The organism is Nostoc sp., from assembly GCF_036918015.1.
In the GTDB taxonomy this organism is placed as follows: domain Bacteria; phylum Cyanobacteriota; class Cyanobacteriia; order Cyanobacteriales; family Nostocaceae; genus Nostoc.
Map to the genome: position 1 here is coordinate 113,805 of NZ_JBALEO010000089.1, position 17,824 is coordinate 131,628.

General features: G+C 42.8%; 17 protein-coding genes and 1 other RNA gene. 9 read left to right on the forward strand and 9 right to left on the reverse strand.

From position 1 onward, the window contains the following. Nucleotides 1–28 precede the first annotated feature (28 nt). Together V7K61_RS27285 and V7K61_RS27290 are read right to left on the reverse strand one after the other, a co-directional pair. Nucleotides 29–1,057: an Npun_R2821/Npun_R2822 family protein gene (locus tag V7K61_RS27285; RefSeq protein WP_292784344.1), complete on the reverse strand. Its 1,029-nt coding sequence runs from the start codon at nucleotides 1,055–1,057 to the stop codon at nucleotides 29–31. Between the two features lie 268 nt (nucleotides 1,058–1,325). Beyond that, a complete protein-coding gene (locus tag V7K61_RS27290; protein ID WP_335058289.1) occupies nucleotides 1,326–1,775 on the reverse strand; it encodes a hypothetical protein in 450 nt (149 codons plus the stop codon). Between the two features lie 464 nt (nucleotides 1,776–2,239). On the opposite strand from V7K61_RS27290, the gene V7K61_RS27295 reads away from it, so the two are divergent. Together V7K61_RS27295 and V7K61_RS27300 are read left to right on the forward strand one after the other, a co-directional pair. Further along, nucleotides 2,240–3,715, forward strand: a complete 1,476-nt coding sequence (locus tag V7K61_RS27295; protein ID WP_335058291.1) for an MFS transporter — start codon at nucleotides 2,240–2,242, stop codon at nucleotides 3,713–3,715. Between the two features lie 44 nt (nucleotides 3,716–3,759). Further along, nucleotides 3,760–4,509 (forward strand): SDR family NAD(P)-dependent oxidoreductase, encoded by a 750-nt coding sequence (locus tag V7K61_RS27300; RefSeq protein WP_335058293.1) that lies wholly within the window; start codon nucleotides 3,760–3,762, stop codon nucleotides 4,507–4,509. Nucleotides 4,510–5,224: 715 nt separating this feature from the next. On the opposite strand, the gene V7K61_RS27305 is transcribed toward V7K61_RS27300, so the two are convergent. Both V7K61_RS27305 and V7K61_RS27310 read right to left on the reverse strand, forming a co-directional pair. Next, complete coding sequence (locus tag V7K61_RS27305) at nucleotides 5,225–6,217, reverse strand: sugar-binding transcriptional regulator (RefSeq protein ID WP_335058295.1); 993 nt, start codon at nucleotides 6,215–6,217, stop codon at nucleotides 5,225–5,227. Between the two features lie 101 nt (nucleotides 6,218–6,318). Continuing rightward, nucleotides 6,319–7,119, reverse strand: a complete 801-nt coding sequence (locus V7K61_RS27310) for an SDR family NAD(P)-dependent oxidoreductase (RefSeq protein WP_335058298.1) — start codon at nucleotides 7,117–7,119, stop codon at nucleotides 6,319–6,321. A 503-nt stretch (nucleotides 7,120–7,622) separates the two neighbouring features. On the opposite strand from V7K61_RS27310, the gene xylB reads away from it, so the two are divergent. Both xylB and V7K61_RS27320 read left to right on the forward strand, forming a co-directional pair. Beyond that, a complete protein-coding gene (gene xylB, locus V7K61_RS27315; RefSeq protein ID WP_335058300.1) occupies nucleotides 7,623–9,089 on the forward strand; it encodes a xylulokinase in 1,467 nt (488 codons plus the stop codon). Between the two features lie 67 nt (nucleotides 9,090–9,156). Then, nucleotides 9,157–9,882 (forward strand): gamma-glutamylcyclotransferase, encoded by a 726-nt coding sequence (locus V7K61_RS27320; RefSeq protein WP_335058303.1) that lies wholly within the window; start codon nucleotides 9,157–9,159, stop codon nucleotides 9,880–9,882. Here V7K61_RS27320 and V7K61_RS27325 read toward each other — a convergent pair. The 4 genes from V7K61_RS27325 to V7K61_RS27340 all read right to left on the reverse strand — a co-directional run bounded on the left by V7K61_RS27325 (nucleotide 9,860) and on the right by V7K61_RS27340 (nucleotide 12,505). Further along, the gene (locus V7K61_RS27325) at nucleotides 9,860–10,699 is read right to left on the reverse strand and encodes a class I SAM-dependent methyltransferase (protein WP_335058305.1); all 840 of its coding nucleotides are present in this window, start codon (nucleotides 10,697–10,699) and stop codon (nucleotides 9,860–9,862) included. The genes V7K61_RS27320 and V7K61_RS27325 overlap by 23 nt on opposite strands. Then, the gene (locus tag V7K61_RS27330) at nucleotides 10,683–11,072 is read right to left on the reverse strand and encodes a DUF120 domain-containing protein (protein WP_335058307.1); all 390 of its coding nucleotides are present in this window, start codon (nucleotides 11,070–11,072) and stop codon (nucleotides 10,683–10,685) included. Before V7K61_RS27330 ends, V7K61_RS27325 begins: the two co-directional genes overlap by 17 nt. Nucleotides 11,073–11,279: 207 nt before the next feature. Continuing rightward, nucleotides 11,280–11,888 (reverse strand): TetR/AcrR family transcriptional regulator, encoded by a 609-nt coding sequence (locus V7K61_RS27335; RefSeq protein ID WP_335058309.1) that lies wholly within the window; start codon nucleotides 11,886–11,888, stop codon nucleotides 11,280–11,282. 113 nt (nucleotides 11,889–12,001) lie between these two features. After that, complete coding sequence (locus tag V7K61_RS27340) at nucleotides 12,002–12,505, reverse strand: GNAT family N-acetyltransferase (protein WP_335058311.1); 504 nt, start codon at nucleotides 12,503–12,505, stop codon at nucleotides 12,002–12,004. Between the two features lie 539 nt (nucleotides 12,506–13,044). Between V7K61_RS27340 and V7K61_RS27345 the strand changes: the two genes are divergently transcribed. Together V7K61_RS27345 and V7K61_RS27350 are read left to right on the forward strand one after the other, a co-directional pair. Then, the gene (locus V7K61_RS27345) at nucleotides 13,045–13,530 is read left to right on the forward strand and encodes a beta-lactamase hydrolase domain-containing protein (protein ID WP_335058313.1); all 486 of its coding nucleotides are present in this window, start codon (nucleotides 13,045–13,047) and stop codon (nucleotides 13,528–13,530) included. A gap of 326 nt (nucleotides 13,531–13,856) precedes the next feature. Beyond that, complete coding sequence (locus V7K61_RS27350; protein WP_335058315.1) at nucleotides 13,857–14,564, forward strand: class I SAM-dependent DNA methyltransferase; 708 nt, start codon at nucleotides 13,857–13,859, stop codon at nucleotides 14,562–14,564. Between the two features lie 271 nt (nucleotides 14,565–14,835). Here V7K61_RS27350 and V7K61_RS27355 read toward each other — a convergent pair whose 3' ends face one another. After that, complete coding sequence (locus tag V7K61_RS27355; RefSeq protein ID WP_334824349.1) at nucleotides 14,836–15,159, reverse strand: hypothetical protein; 324 nt, start codon at nucleotides 15,157–15,159, stop codon at nucleotides 14,836–14,838. 731 nt (nucleotides 15,160–15,890) lie between these two features. On the opposite strand from V7K61_RS27355, the gene V7K61_RS27360 reads away from it, so the two are divergent. The 3 genes from V7K61_RS27360 to ssrS all read left to right on the forward strand — a co-directional run bounded on the left by V7K61_RS27360 (nucleotide 15,891) and on the right by ssrS (nucleotide 17,822). Further along, a complete protein-coding gene (locus tag V7K61_RS27360) occupies nucleotides 15,891–16,415 on the forward strand; it encodes a pentapeptide repeat-containing protein (RefSeq protein WP_335058317.1) in 525 nt (174 codons plus the stop codon). Continuing rightward, nucleotides 16,412–17,578, forward strand: coding sequence for a 5-(carboxyamino)imidazole ribonucleotide synthase (locus tag V7K61_RS27365; protein ID WP_335058319.1), 1,167 nt, complete (start codon nucleotides 16,412–16,414; stop codon nucleotides 17,576–17,578). The genes V7K61_RS27360 and V7K61_RS27365 overlap by 4 nt, the downstream gene beginning before the upstream one ends. 60 nt (nucleotides 17,579–17,638) lie before the next feature. Continuing rightward, nucleotides 17,639–17,822: non-coding RNA, 6S RNA (ssrS, locus tag V7K61_RS27370), on the forward strand. Nucleotides 17,823–17,824 lie beyond the last annotated feature (2 nt).

Consider the following 17,824-nt stretch of genomic DNA (forward strand, 5'->3'; position numbering starts at 1 on the left):
ACGCTTAATGAGCAAGGCTGGGCAAAAGCTAAGTGTAAGAGATAGTTTGATTAATTTTATTCAAAAGTTTTTTGATAAATCGATTGCTTCTAGCCGCTATGGTGGGTGGCTTTAATCGCTTCGGTTTTTGCTCTGGTTGCTTCAGAAAGCGATAGTGCAAAAATTCATTTTTGTAACGGATATCAACATCTTCACCTTTACACAAGCGGGTAAATCCAATAGCAGAATAGCCCATATAGTGAAGGCGATGAATTGGTTTCAACCCTTGTTGGTTGTAAAGAACATTATCAATGTTCACAAATGGATTTGCATTAGCACAGTTACCAGTTCTATCTTCACCATTGGGACTGAGTGTAAAGTTAAATAGTGGTCGAGCAATTCTAAAAGTCATGTAACTAAATAAATCTGCATCACACCACCAAGCGATTTCGTTAATCAATTCGACTTCTTTATCTTCTATCAATCGCTTTTTGAGTATTTTTAATTCTTCAACGCCTAAAATACCCTTTTTTGAACCAAAAAAACTAGAACAGTGAATTTCTCGTCTGATTTCAGATTCAGGCAAAGACATTTTTTGCTCTAACTTCGGCAAGTCGAAAGCTGCAACTGAAGTTTGTTTTGTGTGTTCCCAGTCATCAAACACAAAGTCGTATTGGTCTAGTTTTTCTAAAACCTTGTCCAACTTATTCATTGCCAAACTATCAGCATCATAAAATACAAATCTTTCAAACTCCCCATCAAAAGCACACATTTTTCGGATTAAATTATTTTTTTTATTCCATTCGATAGAAGGTTTATTTTTTCGGCTATTTCTTGGATAAGCGTTCCAAACTTGAACGGCAAAATCCTCCCATTTTTTGATCGAACTTTTATCGTCAAACAGGGTGACATTCGGTCGAGAATGTATCTCCTGCTTAACTCGTTTTAAGCGGTCATCATAGGGAATAATACAAATCGGAATATCTGGACTAACATTCACCTCAATGCTATTTAGCAAAGCTACTAGTTGGTCAAATACCACGTCATTAGCAAGTGTGTAAATCCCAAAATTATCCATTGTAATAAATTCTTTTGATCTTTGATTTACTAAGTAATGCCAATTCTCTGTGAAGCTGCATATCATTTAGACCCTCCCAACCTTCCCGAACTAGGTAGTGGGGTTATTTCTACACATCTTTATACAGAATTGGTCTAACGCGAATAATGCGATCGCTATTTTTTGACCGATTATTCTCAAATAATAATATACACATTTTCAACTTGATGCTGAAAATTAGTTTGGATGATACTAAACATGAACCACCTACTTAGAAGCGCCTAAAACTCTAGCTGTTAAACAATTGCCTCCTAGAGAATAATTTCAGCAACCCGGCGGTTCCCAGACCCCAAGCACCATTAACTAATAAACCTGTCACTATTCCCACAAATTTCCAGCCACCAGCAATGGGTTGACCCTTGAGCGGTGCAACCACAAACCAAGCCACTAGCGTCGGAGCAATTGCACCAAAGACTAAAGCTCCTAACCAATAGTTTTTATCATGTCGAAAACGAGGTACAATTGCTCCCAAAATTAGTCCCCAAATGCCTCCCCAGAAAGCATTTGACCAAATTTGTGGGATTCCTAATGGTGGTGTTGGTGCAGTTGAATAAGGGGCGCGAGGTGTAAAATTTACTGCGTGTAGCAGAGCCAATACACCTTGATGAAATAGCAAAACAGACACAAAGCCTGCAATAAATCCGAAAGCAAATCGAGATAAGGCAGCTTTTTGAGTCATTGCTTATACAAAAAGGTACTTATTTGCAGTTGCAGATGTGACTTTAATAATTGACATTTCCCATTCCCTATTCTCCATTTTCTTTAGAGCTTGCTTCTGAGAGTTGTCTATGATAGTTTGCTAACTAGTCTCAAATACAGTAACTCCATCAAATTACCGTATTTTGTTGATTTTTATTGTTGATACAGCCGAAGGAGTGCAGAGTTAAGAGTACTTAAGTACTTTACCAAATATATGACAAGTGGAAAAGCCAATCTTGCCGATTGGGAAGTAGATAGCTGTGTTGGGGAAAGGTTAAAGGGAAAAGGTTAAAGGGTAAGGGAAAATTTCAGACCTTTTCCCTACTTCTGCAAAAACTCACGTTAAACTTAGTTTCCCGAACTTAGTAGCGAGAATAGCACCCTACAATGAATATACGTATGCAAACTATTCACAACCGTAAAGTCAAAGGTGGAGGCTAAACGTTGGCACAATTCCAAGCAGAACCTCTGGCTTTATCAGGCTCTCAAAAAAATTGGGTCTTACTCGGTGTGGGACTTGGGGTATTCATGTCTACCCTGGATGTGGGCATCATTAATGTTGCTTTGCCCACATTAGTGCAAGCCTTTGGCACTACTTTCCCTACGACCCAATGGGCTGTATTGAGTTACCAGTTGGTCAGTTCTGGTTTAGTTTTGGGAGCAACCCGCTTGGGGGATATGTGGGGTAAGAAGTCCTTATACCAGGGGGGACTTGTTCTGTTCACTTTCAGTTCGCTATTGTGTGGTTTTGCACCGGGTATTGAGTGGTTAATCGGCTTTCGGGCACTTCAAGGATTAGGTGCTGTGTTCATCTCTGGGCTTGGTTTGGCAATCATCACAGAAGTTTTTCCCTCTTCCGAGCGAGGTCGGGCTGTTGGCGTTATCGGTAGTGTCGTGTCACTGGGAATTGCTTTTGGCCCTTCGGCTGGCGGATTGCTTTTAAGCTGGTCGGGCTGGCATAGTATATTCTTCATCAATGTACCCTTGGGGATTATCGCTAGTTTCTTAATAGCTCGCGTAGTACCACCTTCTACACGCATTGAAGGCAAACAGAAATTTGACTTTTTGGGAGCCATATTGGCTTTATTGACTCTGGGTAGTTTTGGTTTAGGTATGACGTTAGGGCAAAGTCAGGGCTTTGGTAGTAACAATGCATTGATATTACTAGCGATCGCTACCGTCAGTTTCACTACTTTTTTGGTAGTTGAAGCGATTCTAAAGCAGCCACTACTAGAGCTAAAGCTGTTTCGCAATCTTCAGTTGAGTATGGGTTTGCTAAGTGGCTGGTTAGCATTCATTGTTATTGGCGGTTCGCTACTCATCGTCCCTTTCTTTCTAGAGAGGGTCAAGCAATATCCGACGGTAAAAGTAGGGCTGTTACTAGCAGTATCGCCTGTACTTAGTGGGTTAATTGCTCCCTTGGCTGGAATACTTTCAGACCGCTTTGGCGCTCGATTGATCAGTTCAATTGGGCTGGGGTTGATGATTGGCGGCTGTCTGGGGATTAGCACCTTTGACGCTCAAATTACAGAGCTAGGCTATGTATCGCGCTATTTTATTTACGGTATTGGACTGGGTTTATTCCAATCGCCCAACAACAGCACTGTTATGGGATCGGTACCGAGAGAGCGGCTAGGGATTGCTTCTGGGCTGCTGTCTTTGTCACGTACATCAGGTAACACCGTAGGAGTTTCTGTAATCGGGGCAGTATTTGGAGCCTTAATTGCTAGTATGTCTGGGGGTGCAGATGTCTCTGTTGCCCCTCCTGATGCGATCGTTGCGGGGTTCCAAGGAACTTTTCGTTTTGCAGCCCTAATACTGTGTGGGGCGGCTGTTGCATCTGTTTTGAGGATCGGGCAGGGGAGCAGGGGGGCAGGGGAGCAGGGGGGCAGAGGAGCAGGGGGAGCAGGGAAGGAATAATTAATGCTCAATATTCAATTATCAATTACTAAGGAGTTAGATAAATGACGGGTAAATTAGAAGGAAAAGTGGCAATTATCACTGGGGCTTCAGCGGGAATTGGAGAAGCAACTGCGATCGCCTTAGCTTCAGTTGGTGCAACAGTAGTACTTGCTGCTAGGCGTGGCGATCGCATTCAGGCATTAGCAGAACGCATCGAAGCCAGTGGTGGCAAGGCCTTGCCTATTGTCACTGATGTGACTGATGAAACCCAGGTAAATAACTTGGTGGCAAAAGCAAATGCAGAATTGGGAAGGGTTGATATCCTTGTGAATAATGCCGGGATTGCCTTATTCGGAACTATTGAAGCTGGAAATAGCTCAGACTGGCGGCGATCGTTTGACCTCAACGTATTAGGGCTGCTATATGCGACTCATGCTGTTTTACCTCTGTTGAAGGCGCAAAAATCGGGGCATATAGTCAATATCTCCTCTGTGGCTGGCCGGACAGCGCGGGCGGGCATTGGTGTTTACAATGCTACCAAATGGGGTGTTAATGCCCTCTCGGAAGCATTGCGCCAAGAAGTCCACAAGGACAACATCCGCGTCACCATTATTGAACCTGGTTTGGTGGATACGGAAATTGACAAGCAAATTACCGATCCCGTTGCCAAAGAACAGATTCAAGAACAACGCAAGTCAATAGAACCTCTGCAAAGCGAAGACGTTGCAGCTGCGATCGTTTACGCTCTTACGCAACCACCACGCGTTAATGTCAACGAAATCCTCATCCGACCAACGGGACAAGAACATTAGACCTCTTGCAAAAGTCCCTAACACCCCACCCCCAAACCCTCCCCGCTCTTCGGGAGGGGAGACAAAGCGTAGAGTAATAAAACTGAAAAGCGCGTTAGCGTTCCGTAGTAAAGGTATCGCCTACACTAAAATTCATATTGAATAAGTAAAAATGCCTGATTACTTATTCAATATAAGCTTTTACTTTCTCAAAAGCAGCTTTTCATTTCGCATTTTAGTGTTTTCCACAAGCAAAAGCAGCTTTTACTTCTTCAAAAGCAGCTTTTCATTTCGCATTTTAGTGTTTTCCACAAGCAAAAGCAGCTTTTAATCTCGCATTTTAGTGTTTTCCACAAACAAAAGCAGCTTTTACTTCCTCATTTTGGTGTTTTCCCCAAGCAAAAGCAGCTTTTACTTTCTCAAACCCCAGTCTGCTTACTCATTTTAGTAATTCACACATTCATTTTGGTATATCATTGAGCCGAAAGCTAGCGTAGGCGTAGCCCATCGGAGACATCGCTCTAGAAAATAAGTGTAAATCGATAAGCGATCGCCCAATACGGTGGTTCGGATAAGGTTTTTTGATGACACGCCGCTAATCGCAAAGACGCGATAAATTGCCATCTTTACAATAATCAGTCGTTTGTAGAGACGGCGATTTATCGCGTCTCTTCCCTTAACCAAACCGTATTGAGCGATCGCACCAATTAATTTGTATTATCTCACCTAGTATTTACTAAATCTTAGAAAGAATCATTTGAGCAGCAGCTTCATCGGTAATCAGTCCTGTAATTAACTTGCCATGCAGAGCAGCCAAAATCGCCTCCGCCTTTCTCACACCGCCCGCCACACCAATAATTAGTCGATGAGCTGGTTGTTCCAGGGCTACACTGGCAACCCGACTGTTTGTCCCCTGTTGCAGCAATACTCCGCGATCGCTGTAAGCCCAACCTGCAATTTCTCCGACTGCTCCCAGTTCAATCAATTCAGCCACCTCATCGTCATTGATGAAGCCGTCTTGATGTAATGGAGCATTCCAGGCAATGTGACTAATTCCAACAAAGGTTGCTTTAGCTTGCTCTGCAAGAGTTTTGACGGCGATAAACGATCGCTGAGTCTGCAAAAGTTCTCGTTCTTCAATGCTAGTCGCAACAACGGGAGTCGGCACTGGGTAAGCTTGGGAACCGACGCGATCGGATAAATGCATAACCACTTCGTGACGACCTGCACGCCCTGAGTGGGACATATTCCCAATAATTGACACAATCTTATGCTGGGGTTGGTTCATTGAGGGGATCTGCTCTACCATTGTTCGCAATGTACGACCTGATGACAAAGCTAGTATGGTCGGGGTTTTAGCCATCAGGTAAGCCTCTAGGTGGGTGGCAGCACATACACCAATTCCGTATAATGTATCACCACTACCTGCGTCAGTTGGTACTACTTCAGAAAGTGACAGAGCAAAGCGATCGCGTAACGACTCAGCTAGAGCAATGCATTCACTCAGGGGATGATCGAGTCGAAATTTAATCAATTTTTCACTGACTGCCAGTGCCACTAAGCGTTGTGCAGCTTGCCGGGACACATTGAGCTTGGCGGCAATTTCTTCTTGCGTATTGCCGGCGATGTAATAGAGCCAAGCAGCATGAGCAGCCAAGTCTAATTTGCGTGCCCTAAGAGGCAAGCCAGCCTTGCTGGCATCGCGCCGCTCTAAAAAAGGTTGTCCCATATACTACCTGCAAAAACTATGTACCTATCAAAGGTATAATTAAATTATTTAGACTATATGCCCAAAGAGATAATCTTTGCTCAATTATCTTTAAAATTCTATTATCCCCCAGTAACTTCCAAGTTAAAGCCAGTAATGTAGCTTGCCTCTTCGCTCATCAAAAACGCTACTCCATTTGCCACCTCTTCCAGGCTTCCTAAACGTCGCATTGGCACTGAATCGATCATCTGTTGCTCAACTACCTTGGGATCGGCATCAAAGTACTGGGAACCTACTGCTGCTTGTAATTCGGTTTGCCGCGTCCACATAAAACCAGGGCCGATAAGCGCAGGGGAGAGTGCATTTACCCGAATGCCGTAAGGAGCCAAGTCTTTCGCTGCCGTCTGAGTAATTCCAATGACAGCAAACTTTGAAGCGGCGTAAGCCAACATATTTGGTGGCCCAACTACCCCTGCATAACTTGCCATATTAACGATCGCACCTCCACCGGCATCGCGTAATTGTTGTGCAGCCGCCTTGAGAATGTGGAAAACGCCGACAACGTTAATGTTAATGACCTTTTGAAAGTCGTCTTCAGGATATTCGTCAGTCTTGGCAAACACTCCTTGATAACCTGCATTATTAAATACATAATCGATCCGCCCAAACTGCTTTACAGCACCAGTAAAAGCTTTGGCAACATCATCACTAGATGTAACATCACAGCGAAATGTGCTAACTGGAACGTTGTACTCTTTTAATTCCCCAGCCACATCTGCCATCTTCGGTTCATTCAAATCTAGCAAGGCTATTCCTGCACCATTAGCAGCAAAACGGTGTGCAGTTGCCTTGCCAATATCTCCTGCACCGCCAGTAATTAGGATCGTCTTATCTGCAAACTGATAAGTTGCTTTAGCCGTCATATTTTTAACCTTTTATTGAAGAATTGTTGCGAATACCTGTGATTGCAATGAGATTGGTATGATTTCTATTATTGAGCTTTTGCCCAAGAATAGAGCATAAAATCAAAAATTTATTTCGTTCGGTTTTTTACTTTAAATTGCGTCCTTCTCCTTGGCGCTAGCCTCTCCCTTGGGGAGAAGGGGAGACGCTAACCCTGGATTTCTCACAAGTGAGAAATCCAAGCGGTGTGGGAGGTGTGGGAGGTGTGGGAGGATGGGGAAGAAGTCTTACCCCCCACACTCCCCACACTCCCCACACTCCCCACACTCCTCTTCCCCCTTATGCGTGAGAAATCCGGGTAACGCGCACTTTACTTGCCTCCCCGGAGGAGTATGCGGTTCGTTTCTCAACCCCCTCAAAATAAATGAGACAGACCACTAGCCCGATTCTGACAGAAAACTTAAAGAGAGATTAAAGCTAAGTTTAATTTCCGGCTTCTATTCTTAATAATTTGGAGGGGTAATTGACTGACATCGTAGTTGGCTTAGACTTGGGTACAGGAGGAGTAAGAGCGATCGCAGTTAATCTGCAAGGGCAAATTATCGCTCAGTCAACCAGAAGCTATCCCCTGTTAACTCCACAACCCGGTTGGACGGAACAGAACTCATCGGATTGGGTTGAAGCAAGTTTGGATGCTCTTTTTGATGTTACTCAACAGCTAAACGGACATCGACCACTCGCCCTCGGTTTGTCTGGACAAATGCATGGTATGGTTCCTCTCGACGCGGAGGGCAAAGCAATTAGACCGGCAATTTTGTGGAACGACCAGCGCACAGGTAAAGCTGTTGCTGAGATTGAAACTGCTATTCCCCGCCATGAGTTGATCCAGCGGACTGGAAATCCGGCAATTACAGGGTTTCAACTGCCGAAGCTTCTATGGTTGCGGACTGAAGAACCACAAGCATACACTCGGTTATGGCAGATTCTTTTACCAAAAGATTATCTAGGATATGTGCTAACTGGTGAAGCAGTCACAGAACCATCTGATGCCTCTGGTGTTGGTTGTCTGAATCTGGCGAATCGGCAATGGGATACAGATATTCTTCAAGCTCTCGATATCAATCCAGCGTTGTTCCCTCCAGTTATCGAATCTACCGCGATCGCTGGACGGCTAAAATCAGAAATAGCCGCCCGTGTGGGATTACCTGTAGGATTACCTGTGGTCGCAGGTGGAGGTGATAATGCCGCAGCCGCCATCGGTTTGGGCATCTCATCAAGCAACCTGAGCCGGGGTAGTTTGAGTATTGGCACATCGGGAGTTATCTTCGCACCATGCGATCGCCCAATTCCCGATCCCGAAGGTCGGGTACATTTGTTCTGCCATGTGGATGGTGGCTATCATCTGCTGGGGGTGACGTTAGCAGCAGGTGGTTCTCTGCGTTGGTATCGAGATACATTTGCACCGCATATATCCTACACCGATTTGATGGATATGGCAGAGCGATCGCAGCCTGGGACGCGTGGTGTTCTATTTCTACCCCACCTCGCCGGAGAACGCAGTCCCCACCTCGATCCAGATACTCGTGGTGCTTTCGTGAATTTGTCATTAGCTCATACCCAGGCAGATATAACTCGTGCTGTGCTGGAGGGGGTTGCATTTAGCTTGCGGGAGGCATTGGAGGTAATTAGTGCGATCGCTCCCCTCGATCAACTCTTAGCAACGGGTGGAGGCGCGCGTTCTCACATCTGGTTACAAATTTTGGCAGATGTTTTGCAAACAAAACTCATTGCTCCCAAAGCTGAAGAAGGAGCTGCTTACGGAGCTGCTATTTTGGCAATGGTGGGGATTGGTGTTTATCCGAATTTAGCAGCTGCACTCAAGATTTTACCGGAGGATAATAATGTAGTACAACCGCAGCCAAATCCTTTGTATGAAGCAGGATTTAACCGCTACAAGCTACTTTACGATACATTGAAAGCTGTTCGTTGAGAATTAAATTATCTTAAAGTTAGAGTGAAATTACTGAAGATTTACAGAAAAAATAATCTACATTATTATGTCACTCAGTCGTAGCGACCTCGAAGCCGGAAACATACAGACGAGACTATTAGAAGCATCACACTCTGGAATCAAGCTAACTACCCTCAGCGAAGATGAGTTACAGCGATCGCTCGAAAAAACACTACAACAGCAGCCACCAAATTCTGATATCTGGATATTTGCCTACGGTTCGCTGATTTGGAATCCCCTGATCGCATACGTCGAGCGCCGTGCTGGGATCGTTTATGGTTGGCATCGGCGCTTCTGTACGTGGATGATCCTCGGTCGCGGTACTCCAGATAATCCCGGATTACTGTTAGGACTCGATCGGGGTGGTAGCTGTCGTGGCGTTATTTATCGGATTGCTGCTGCTGATGTCCCATCCGAATTACTGCTGATTTGGCGACGGGAGATGTTAGCTGGTGTCTACATTGCTCGGTGGGTGAAGGTATTTGACGGTACGCAGGAATTCCCAGCGATCGCTTTTGTTGCTAATCGCCAACATCCCAGATACGCTCATCAGTTACCATTCACAACTACTGTTAATAGCATTGCCACCGCATCAGGAAAATTGGGTTCCTGCGCTGATTATCTGATGAAAACTGTTGAGGGATTAATCACCGAAGGCATTAAAGATAGACAATTACTCTTATTACGCAAACAAGTATTGGCAAAACAACAAGCGCTTTTAGTTAGTGGCGATCGCTCTACTTTACCGCCTATTTCCGGGCAACAGCCATGATGTGAGCGCTCGTTCCCAATATAGAGGGTTCGGTTTCTAACCAACGAATTGCTTCTAAAAGGCGATCGCGGCGACCTACATCATTCCAGTGTTCCTGAAAGTTTTGTAATAACCAGCCTGGCCCCTCAATCGCTAAAATCTTTTCAGAATGTAAACCCACTTCTTCAACCTCTGCTCTAAGTTCTTCTGGATGATGAAAGAAGGTTTTTGTAAAGTAGCGAGGATGGTTGTTTGGGTTGCGGTGTTGACCATCAATCAAATCCTGTTTAACAATCTCTACAAACTCTGGATCGTCTAAATGTCCCCGAAATAATCCATCTAAGGTTGAAGCAAAGCGAGAAACTCCTGCAACGAATACAAAACCTCCAGTTTTCAAGATCCGATGAGCTTCACGCAAAGCAATAATCCGATCTGTGCGCTCAGTCAGATGATACAAAGGCCCAAGTAACAGAACAGCATCAACGCTATTATCAGCCCGATTCAGTTGCCGAGCATCTCCAACTGCCAAACTAGCTAGAGGATATTCCGGTTGAGCTTGAGACAAATATCGGGCTTGGTCTATGTGCAAAGGAACTGCATCAATGAGGTGGACTTCATAGCCTTGTTGAGCAAGCCAAAAAGAATAAACGCCAGCGCCACCGCCAACATCGAAAATCACTGCGGGAGGAGGCGGTAGGTAGCGGCTAATAAGTTCTTGGCTCCGGGCTAATTCCAGCAAACCTGCACCTTTTGATAATCGGTCTTGCTCACGACCACTCGCGTAATGGATTAACGCTTCATCTCCAAGCAGATTGTTTAATTCAGATAAATCTGACATCGTGAATCTCAACTTCAATCAAATCATTATCTTTAAGGTTATATAGCTCCCGAAGTTTCACATCGCAAGCTATCTCAATAATTGTTTTTGGATGATCTCCACTTTCAGTATTATTTTTGTCTGTTCTTAAGATAAAAGCATCTCGGTCAAATATCTTACAGGGAACAATGCTCACAGAAACAGTCCCTCCATATTCTTCCTTTTCCAGACGCATAACATTTTTCGGAAGATGATAAGGTTGATCTAACTGAATATTTAAAGTTCCAGGAAAGAATTTCATTCCGGTTTTTCTCCAGTAATATTCTTGGAGTTTCTCAATCCAGTAAGAAAAGTTTCCTAAACCACTGACAACCTTACCTTTTAAGATTCTCATATATCTTTATATATATAAATAAGCTGGTATTTATATCGGTTGAACTTAAAGAAGAATTCAACATTCAGAAACAATAATTTGTCTCTAACTCTTTCCCCTTTCTCTCGTTCGGCTACGCTACCTCGGCTACTTCGACTACGCTCAGTACAAGTCCGCTCGGCACAAGTCACGGCAAGCCTGCTCCCTTGCTGCCTATTTGTATCAACCTTAAAGGGGAGTGGTACTGATACCGCGCACAAAAATATCTACACAGGTTTCGATATAGTCCTCACAGCTATAGTTGCTGGAATTGAATTTTGCACTGCGGCATAGCATTCCAGCTAACAGCATTCCTGTAAACATATCGACAGCCGGAAATGGATCGAAGTCTGCTCTGACAGTGCCTCGTTTCTGACTCGATTGCAGGTAAGCCACTAGTTTTTCCGCTAAGGGCTTGGCAGCTTCTTGAATCACTTGTTTAGCTGCCTCTGGATGACGTTTGGCTTCTCCAATGAAGGTACGAATTAAGTCCTCCTGTGTCTCTAGCATAGTATTGTAAAGATGGGCATACTGTTTTAAATCAATTTTGAGATCCTGTGTCCACGCTTCCGGGTGTGCAAGGGCTTCTGTCTGGAGTGCTAAGGCATTTTTCATTACTGCTCCCAGAAGTTGTTCTTTGCTAGCAAAGTGGCGAAATAAAGTCACCTCATTCACACCAGCAACACGAGCTATTTCACGGGTAGTTGCTCCTTGAACACCTAAACTAGCAAATACCTGCAAGGCGGCTTCTATCAAACGTGTACGGGTGAGAGTTGATGAACGGATAGTTTTATGCATTTATGCTGGCAAGTACTTACTTTCATCATAGATTATGTAGAAAAAGTGGTCGTAATTTGGGTAAAATAGTATTTATGCCAACATTTTTAAAGTTATTGAAAATATTTACCTTCTCAAATTGATTTTGGTGTGGTAGCTAATGTTTTACTCATTTTAGTAACTGGAACAACTATCCCATTTCTTAAATAATGAGGTGCTTTTTGGATGGCAGTAAATCCTAGTCGTAAATAAAACCCTTCAGCATAAAGGCTAGCAGTTGTAATTACCTTATCTATGCCTTGTTCAGTTGCTTCGTCACAAAAATGTTGAACTAAAGCACGGCCAATCCCTTTACCTTGATATTTAGGATGGACATACAACCCGATGAGTTCATCAACAATAAAACTAGCAAAACCTATAACAGCATCTCCCTCCATCGCCACCCAGAAAGATTCGGTTTTCATACTCTTCAAGATATTTGAACCATCAGGTTTGTCGCGGTAATTGCGCCAAGCTAAAAGTTCTTTTTGGGTGTAAAAAGTTGCAGGCAGAGCTTTGATAGCAGCAATATGAATTGCACTCAGCACCCACGCATCTGTTTCTTGGGCAGGTCGAAGAGATATTTCGTTAGCGCTCATAGAGGCAGGGGGCAGGGGGCAGGGGGCAGGAGGCAGGAGGAAGGCAGTATGAATGAAAACTTTAGTTCTGAGTCATTTGCCCAGTTTAAAAAGAAGAATTGTTCTATTTATACACTTGTTCACGAAAATCTCGCTCCAATTGCTCCCCCAACTTGCCCAATAGTATAACTCCTGAAATATAATCTACGGTAATTTTATCGATGAAAAGTATAACAAGCTCTAATCACCACTAATACTATCGATAAACCGTATATTATGGATAAAGCAATAAAATAACCAACTTCAAAAGACAAATTTTGAAGTAATCAAGCAATATCTTGTGATATTTGGCTAATTTTGTTGTGTTTATTTTGAATATCTTCTCAAAGCTTGTTCCTTTAGAGTATTTAGCAAGGAATACAGTTCAGATAAGAGCAAAACACTTGTAGAGACGGCGATTTATCGCGTCTCGAAAACCCAAAATTTTTGCCAGTAGCCCTTAACTGAACCGTATTGATTTAGCAAGCTGGAAGACATCTAGAAAGTTAGAAGGAGTGAATGTGATCAACGCCATACAAATTAACGAAAACTTGACAACAACAGGACAAGTCATACCAAAACAGCTTGAGCAAGCTATTCAAGAGGGTTTTAAGTCTGTTCTCAATTTGCGATCGCCTGATGAACTAGGATTTTCTAAGGATGAGCAAAAAGTAGCGGAAGCATTGGGGCTGTATTATCAAAATGTTCCACTCAAGGTGGATCTCAAAAATTTGAATGAAGAGGTGATTACCAAAATCCTCACGACACTCGAACAAATCCCGAAACCAGCAGTTGTGCATTGTGCCGCCGGGATGCGATCGACTGGAATTGCGCTGTTGAGTATCGCTATCCAGGAAGGATTAACGCCAGAGGAAACCTTAGCAAAAGCCAGAAATCTCGGCTTTGGATTCTTTGAACACGCTGGCGTTAGTCCCCGATTGAAGCAATTATTTGTGGACTACGTTAACAAACACGCGAAGGTAGCTTTACCTGCTAGCTACTCTTAGATGGATGTTAGTTATTTCTAATTGTTATGTCCTAATAGACTAGTACAAAGCGGCGGAAATTTCGCAATATTACTGATCTAAACCGCGTCTACTATGAAAACCGTAGTTTTTTGTAATGAGGCTAAAGCTTAAAAATCAAGCCACGACAGAATAATATACTCTCTTCAAAAACTCTAGGTTTCAAAATGACGGGGTTTATACATAACTGCGATAGAACGTGATGTCCTTGGAGAACGAACGGTGTGTATTGATGAAATGACTGGTATTCAAGCAATTGAGTGTTTGTATTGCAATATACCCCTACAAATTACGAATTACGAATTAGTATGATGACAGATAAAATTCTTCAACAACAAATTCAGTACTATAGCGCTAGAGCAAATGAATATGATGAGTGGTTTTATAGAATAGGACGCTATGATCGCGGCCAAGAAAACAACCAGCGCTGGTTTGACGAAGTAGCTATTGTCAAAGATGCATTATACCAAATTGGAGCAGTAGATGATATTTTAGAGTTAGCAAGTGGAACAGGTATCTGGACACAGGAGCTTTTAGGTATCGGTAAGAAAATTACTGCGATCGATGCCAGCGAAGAAGTAATTGCAATTAATCGCTATAAATTAGGTTCACGGAGTGTTGAATATCACATATTTGATTTATTTACGTGGCAACCTGACATTGAATATGACTTGGTATTCTTTGCCTTTTGGCTCTCTCATGTGCCGCCAAACTTACTTGATTCATTTTTGACTAAAGTTAATCAATCAGTTCACATTGGCGGACAAATATTTATCATTGACTCTCGCTTTGAACCTACATCTACAGCTAATAATCATATTCTTGAGGATGATGGAAATTTCTATAAAACCCGCAAGTTAAATGATGGGCAAGAATTTCAAATTGTCAAGATTTTCTATCAGCCTGATGAACTTCAAGATAAGCTAAAGCAAGCGGGTTTTCAAGCTGAAGTGAAGATGACAGATAACTATTTTATCTATGTACTTGGAAGGAAGGTTAGTACCGCTCTCTTGTAATTCGTAATTCGTAATTACTGTTACAAGAGGGTTTTAGACGTTTCAAATGGGTGGCTTATTTACGCCGAACTGTACTAGAAGGCTGCTATACAAATCATTACAGCAATTTTCGATCAAGCCAGCTACAAAAATGAATCGGAAAACAAAGCCCAGTATTGGTTTTGGTACTTTTATCTGTGGCAGGTTTGATTCCAATTTGCTGTAAATTAAAAACTGCTCTTGCTGAAAGTAGACAAGAGCAGTTTTTAATAGCAAAGCCCAACATAAAAATTTAGGCATCTTCAAGTTCAAATTGAGCCACCGTAACAGCATTAAAAGCGAAAGCTAAAACTAATGGCATCGGCGACTGAAACCAAAAGGTAAAAAGAACAGCTAAGATTGTGCCTGTTACTGCGGACATTGACCACAATCGCTCTTCAAAAGTCAGTCCTTTTTCGGCTTTAATCAATCTGAGAACATGAACTGGAATTGGCTCCGGCATTACCCCACCCGGAGGGAAAGCCCAGAAGTTGTTACGTCGCTCAACAAATAAATCTGTCCAGCCATTTTCTTGGCACCATGCCTCAATCCATTGAAGTGAGTAATGATTCATCATCGGGTTTCAGAGTTCGGTTTGTGGAAGTTTTGTGCTTGGTGAATGTAAACTCTTGGAGATTCCTGAAGAACTAAACTAATCGCTATAAAGTTAACGCTAATTATCGATCTTTAAGCTTTGTTAAGCAATTGAGACGCATATAATTACGCTCAAACCTTGCTTTCATTAATTAAAAGACTAACAGTTGATCGGGGCTGTTGAATTTAAAAGACAACAAACTTTACTTGAAAAATGGGAAGTCAAGAATTGTAAATAACTCGGTAAGTATTACTGCTCAAAAAAACTTTTTATATCTTGAAAATTTAAATCTACAAATGAAGAATTGTAAATAAGTCAACAAGCATAGGCCATAGTAAACATTGCTTGATTCAGCTAAATTATTCCTTGAGAGTTAGGAATTTCAAGTTTTATCTTTATCAAGAGCGATAGATTATATTCCCCGTCTCTATTTTGCTAAAGCTTGCTTGATGTGAGAAATAATTTATACTCAGTCATTGCGATCGCTATTGTATTTAATAATTATTGTTCTGATATATAACTTGAGTGCGATCGCCGATTGCCACTCTCTACCTCAAGTAGCAGGGATAATTTTGCTAAAGTAAGAAGCTTATGCTCTTTTTGGGTTACAAAATATTAAGCAACGGAAATACACGTTTTCCAAGTCCAGTAGCAAGGCTGCGAGTCTCAATTAGTACAATCCAGTCTTGCTAATATTCAAATGCGGTAATTAAATGCGGCGATTATACACCAAATTGGCTCTCAATATATTTTGGCGGCAAACACTAGCACTCCTTCTTGGAATTATTATCTGGTGTGTGGCCGATCCAGCAGTGGCAGTAGACTGGACTCATCCACTGTCATTTAGCAATGCAGAGTTGTCAAGACGCGATTTTTCTGGTGAAAGCTTGCAAGCTGCGGAGTTTTCTAACGCCAATATGGAACTGGCTAACTTTTCAAACGCTGACTTACGGGGAGCAGTCATGAGCGCTTCGGTGATGACAAAAGCAAATCTCCACGGAGCGGATTTAACGAATGCAATGGTCGATCAGGTAAACTTGACTAAGGCAGATTTGAGCGATGCAGTTTTCAAAGAAGCTCTTTTGCTCCGCGCCATATTTAATGATGTAAATATAGACGGTGCAGATTTTACAGATGCAATTTTGGATAGAGCGCAAATCAAAGAACTGTGCGAAAAAGCCAGTGGTGTGAATTCCAAAACAGGCGTGCAAACTCGTGATTCTCTAGGATGTCAATGAAACGTGTTGGTGTAATTGGTGGCGGACAACTAGCCTGGATGATGGCGGATGCAGCACAAAAGCTAGGTGTAGAATTAGTAGTACAAACTCCTAGTGAACACGACCCGGCCGTGTCAATTGGTGAGGAAATCGTTTTTGCTCCGGTAGATGACGCTAGTGCTACAGAGATATTAGCTAAAAAATGCGATGTCATCACCTTTGAAAACGAATTTGTTAACCTGCAAGCTTTATCTTTTTTAGCACAGCAAGGCGTTTGTTTCCGCCCCAGATTAGAAGCTTTAGCCCCTCTTTTAGATAAATATCATCAGCGTTGCTATTTACGCGACTTGGGATTACCAGTTCCTCAATTTCTCGCCCTTGACGAGGTGGAAAATCTCAAATCAAAAATAGAATATCTAGGTTTTCCAGTAGTTTTGAAATCCCGCCGTCATGGTTATGATGGTCAAGGGACTTTCATAATTCAGGATTTTGCTACTTTAGAACAAAAGTTAAGTGATGAAAGCACAACAAAGACTTTCAATCAATCACTTTTCTTGTTAGAAGAATTTGTCCCCTTTGAAAGAGAACTAGCAATAATTGCAGCTCGTTCTGTGGAGGGAGAAATTGTCACTTATCCAGTAGTGGAAACTCAACAAGAACAACAAGTGTGTCGGCGGGTGATTGCGCCAGCCGAAATTACACCCAATCAAGTAGCAGAAATCCAAGCGATCGCACATACTCTATTAAATAGCCTAGAAGTAGTGGGAATTTTTGGAATTGAGCTATTTCTCAGTGCTGATGGCAAAGTTTTGGTAAATGAAATCGCACCCCGTACCCACAATTCTGGGCATTTTTCTCTAGACGCTTGCGAAACTTCTCAGTTTGAGCAGCATCTTCGAGCCGTTTGTGGTTTACCTTTAGGGAATCCGGCTTTGCAGTGTGCTGGTGCTGTAATGGTCAACCTACTGGGGTATGAAAATTCTCACAGCGACTACCAAAGCCAGCGTCAACAAATAGCAGCAATTCCCCAGGCGCACGTTCACTGGTATGGAAAGACAGAATCACGTCCTGGGCGGAAGTTGGGACATATCACCGTTTTGCTGGATAATCAGAATAGAGAATCGGCAGGTGCATACGCCAATAACATCGCCCGCACCATAGAATCTATCTGGTATCCCAGGTAAATAGATCGGAAAGTTTCGATATTGAACACACAACATCTTTTGAAAAGCTATAATGAGTGAGTTGCACTACGACGTTGGTGACTGCCATCAAGTTTTTTGATCTATGCCTTTAATGACAAGGGAGTCAACTGTTCTCGTGGCAGTATACCGGGCATGTACCCGGAAACTTTAAACGAGGAATTTAGGTTCCCACCTGGATAAACCCAGGTCATAAACTTAGGTAAAACGGCGTCGCGGTGAACTTAA